The organism is Variovorax sp. E3, from assembly GCF_016082275.1.
Classification (GTDB): Bacteria; Pseudomonadota; Gammaproteobacteria; order Burkholderiales; family Burkholderiaceae_C; genus Variovorax.
Map to the genome: position 1 here is coordinate 1 of NZ_MOWM01000288.1, position 3976 is coordinate 3976.

Here is a 3976-nt window from a genome sequence, read left to right on the forward strand (position 1 = left end):
GCTCACATTGGGCGCTCTGCCCGCCCCCATCCCAACCTTCCCCCAGAGGGGGAAGGAGCAAGAGTCACTCCGGTGCAGGGAGTGCCCAGACGGCCGAACCGCCCACCGCATGAAAGCGCCGCCCCGGCGCCGTCTCCATCACCCACCCGCCCGTGAACTCGCCGAGGCCGGCAGCACCGCCTGCCCCGCCTCGCTCACGAAACACGGCAGCCGCACGCTGTCCTTCCCCGGCCCGTAGAGCCGGCAGACCGGATGCAGGTGCCCCGCGAGCACGAAGTGCGTGGCATGCGACTGCGGATGGTGGCAGCACGCGAACGGCCCGAGCAGATGCGGCTCGTCGACCACCTCGATGCCCAGCGCGGCCGGCGGGTCGCCCGCGCGGCTGTCGTGGTTGCCGCGCACCAGCGTCATCGACACGCCCGCATGGCGCGAACGCCAGGCCTGCACGCCCGCGAGCACCGTGTGCGCCTGCGCCGCGTGCAGGAAATCGCCGAGGAACACGATCCGCCCCGGCCCCAGCCGCCCGATCAACGCATCGAGCCGCGCCAGGTTCTCCTGCGTGGTGCCGCCCGGCACCGGCTGGCCCAGCGCGCGGTAGGTCGCGGCCTTGCCCAGGTGCAGGTCGGCCACGAACAGCACCTCGGCGGCCGGCCACCACAGCGCCCGTTCGGGCAGCAGGTGCAGCAGTTCGCCAGCCCAGTGGACCGGGAACGTCGATGGAGCAGAGGAATCGGCAAGCGTCACGGCTGGCAAGTTTCGCAAAAGACGCGCCGCCCGGCCGACGCCTTGCAATTGCCCCCGGCGGCCCCCAGTTCTTGCGCATGACCGAATCGACTTCGCTGCACATCGTCTGCCCGCACTGCCACACGACCAACCGCGTGCGCGCCGACCAGCTCGCCAGCGCGCCCGACTGCGGCAGCTGCCACCGCCCGCTGTTCGCCGGCCACTCCACCGCGCTGCCCGACGAAGCCACCTTCGAGCGCCACATCGCGCGCAACGAGATCCCGGTGCTGGTGGACTTCTGGGCGCCGTGGTGCGGCCCCTGCCGCCAGATGGCACCGGGCTACGAGCAGGCCGCGGCCCAGCTCGAACCCAAGGTGCGGCTGGCCAAGGTCGACACCGAGGCCGTGCAGGCGCTGGGCGCGCGCTTCAACATCCGCAGCATCCCGACGCTGGCGCTGTTCAAGGGCGGACGCGAAGTGGCGCGGCAGGCCGGCGCCATGAGCGCGGCGGACATCGTGCGCTGGGTGAAGGCGCACGGCGCGGGCTGAGGCCCGGCTCAAGCGGCTCACAGCGGCGGTAGCGGCCTCGATGGTCTAGCCGGCCGCCTGCGCTCGCGCCGCGCCCCTACCGGCTTGGGCGGCTTGCCCGGCCCCTCCTGCCCGAAGGCCAGCGTGCCCTTCACACGCTCGACACCACCGGCCGTGACCACGCCGCCCGCGGCCTTCTCCAACTGTTCGACCATGCGCGCGATGCGGTCGGCCACGTTCTCGTTCGACAGCTTCTCGCGGAACAGCTCGACCATCAGCGGGAACGAAAACGGCGTCGGCCGCGCGAGCGGCTTCAGCACCAGCTGCTGACCGGCCATGCGCGCGAGGCTGGCGCGCAGCCGGCCGATCTCGAGCTCCTGCGCCAGCAGCTCCTGCTCGGCCTGCTGCAGCAGCTTGTTGCCGGGGTCGTACTTGCGGAACACCTCCCAGAACAGCGAGGACGAGGCTTGCAGCTGCTTGCTGCTGCGCTTCTCGCCCGGGTAGCCCTGGAAGATCAGCCCCGACACGCGCGCGATCTCCCGGAAGCGCCGCTGCGCGAGTTCGCCCGCGTTGAGCGACGCCAGCACTTCATGCAGCAGCGCCGCGTGCGCACCCTCGCCTTCCGGCAGGCGCAGCACCTGCGGCAGCAGCGTGGGCCAGTCGACCCCGGTCGCGCTCAGCAGCTCGAAGCCGTAGTCGTTGACCGCGATGGAAAAAGTGCGCGCCTCGTGCTGCGCGACGCGCCACGCCAGCAGGCTCGCAAGGCCCAGGTGCACATGCCGGCCCGCGAACGGATAGAGGAACAGGTGCGAGCCTTCGCGCGTGGTCAGCGTCTCGGCCAGCAGCGTCTGCGGTGTCGGCAACGCCGACCACTGCTGCTGGATCTCCAGCAGCGGGCGCACGCATTGCAGCTCGGGCGAGCCGTAGGCACCCTCGCCCGCCAGCGCCAGCTGCTGCACCACCGCGTCGGCCAGCGTGTTCGACAGCGGCATGCGCCCGCCGCTCCAGCGCGGCACCGCCGGACGCTTGCCGGTGGCGCGCCGCACCCAGGCCGTCATGTCGTGGATGCGCACGAGTTCGAGCAGCCGGCCGCCGAACAGAAAGCAGTCGCCGGGCTTCATGCGCGCCACAAAACTCTCCTCGACGCTGCCGATCTTCGAGCCACCCAGGTACTGCACCGACATGCTCGCGTCGCTCACGATGGTGCCGATGTTCATGCGATGCCGCCGCGCGAGCCGCGCATCGGGCACGCGCCATACGCCCTCGGCGTCGGGCACGGCGCGCTGGTAGTCGGGGTAGGCCGCGAGCGAGGGGCCGCCTTGCGAGACGAAGTCCAGGCACCACTGCCAGCTCTCGCGCGACAGGCCTTCGTAGGCGGCGGTGCCGCGCACCTCCTCGTACAGCGCGTCGGGCACGAAGCCGCCGCCGAGCGCCACCGTCACGAGGTGCTGCACCAGCACGTCGAGCGGCTGGTCGGGCGAATGGCGTGCCTCGATGTGCCCCGCCGCAATGGCCGTGCGCGCGGCCGAGCCCTCGACCATCTCGATGCTGTGCGTGGGCACGAGCGTGATGCGCGACGGCCGCCCCGGCGCATGGCCCGAACGCCCCGCGCGCTGCAGCAGCCGCGCCACGCCCTTGGGCGAGCCAATCTGCAGCACGCGCTCGACCGGCAAAAAGTCGACGCCCAGGTCGAGGCTCGAAGTGCAGACCACCGCTTTGAGCGCCCCGCTCTTCAGGCCCAGCTCGACCCATTCGCGCACCTCGCGGTCGAGCGAGCCGTGGTGCAGCGCGATCAGGCCGGCCCATTCGGGCCTGGCCTCCAGCAGGGCCTGGTACCAGATCTCGGCCTGCGAGCGCGTGTTGGTGAAGACCAGCGCGGTCTTGCTCGCGGCGATCTCGTCGATCACCTGCGGCAGCATCGTGAGGCCGAGATGGCCGCCCCACGGAAAGCGCTCGGCGCGGCCGGGCAGCAGCGAGTCGATGACGAGCTTCTTGGGCACCTGGCCCTGTACGAGCACGCCGCCTTCATGGCCCAGCAGCGCATGCATCGCCTCGTGCAGGTTGCCCAGCGTGGCCGACATGCCCCAGATCGCGAGGCCCGGGTTCCAGCGCCTGAGCCGCGCCAGCGCGAGCTGCACCTGCACGCCGCGCTTGTTGCCGAGCAGTTCGTGCCATTCGTCGACGACCACCATCCGCACGCGGCCGAGCACCTCGCTCGCATCGGCGCGCGCGAGCAGCAGCGACAGGCTTTCGGGCGTGGTGACGAGCACGGTGGGCAGGCGCTGGTTCTGCGCGCTGCGTTCGGCGGACGAGGTGTCGCCGCTGCGGGCGCCGGTGCTCCAGGGGTGTACGTCGGCGCCCAGGGCTTCGAGCGGTTGCTGCAGGGCGCGCAGCGTGTCGGCCGCGAGCGCACGCATGGGGGTGAGCCACAGCACGGTGAGCGGCGGGGCGGAGGGGCGCGCTGTTTCCTTGCGGGCTTGCGAGAAGGCTTGCAATGCGCCGAGCCACACGGCGTAGGTCTTGCCCGCGCCGGTGGTGGCGTGCAGCAGGCCGGACCGGCCTTGCGCGATGGCCTTCCAGACGTCGCGCTGGAACTTGAAGGGCTTCCAGCCGCGCGCGGCGAACCATGCGTCGAGGGCAGCCTTGACCGCCTTGCTCTTGCTCCTTGCCCCTTTGGGGGAAGGCCGGGATGGGGGCAAGCGGTCTTCATCAAGCTGCGGCTCGCT

The 3976-nt window shown here is 71.6% G+C and carries 2 protein-coding genes and 1 pseudogene; 1 reads left to right on the forward strand and 2 read right to left on the reverse strand.

Features of this window, described 5'->3' with window-relative positions:
• Window positions 1-64 precede the first annotated feature (64 nt).
• A pseudogene (gene pdeM, locus BMG07_RS40040) lies at window positions 65-753 on the reverse strand (ligase-associated DNA damage response endonuclease PdeM).
• 68 nt (window positions 754-821) lie between these two features.
• Here pdeM and trxC point away from each other — a divergent pair.
• Window positions 822-1271, forward strand: a complete 450-nt coding sequence (gene trxC, locus BMG07_RS40045; protein ID WP_198089121.1) for a thioredoxin TrxC — start codon at window positions 822-824, stop codon at window positions 1269-1271.
• Window positions 1272-1288: 17 nt separating this feature from the next.
• On the opposite strand, the gene BMG07_RS40050 is transcribed toward trxC, so the two are convergent.
• Window positions 1289-3949 carry a ligase-associated DNA damage response DEXH box helicase gene (locus BMG07_RS40050; RefSeq protein ID WP_269759885.1) on the reverse strand — a complete coding sequence of 887 codons (2661 nt, stop codon included), beginning with the start codon at window positions 3947-3949 and terminating at the stop codon, window positions 1289-1291.
• Between the last annotated feature and the right edge of the window lie 27 nt (window positions 3950-3976).

Coding starts and splice junctions, on each gene's coding strand:
- trxC (WP_198089121.1), top strand. CDS start 822: ATGACCGAATCGACTTCGCTGCACATCGTCTGCCCGCACTGCCACACG.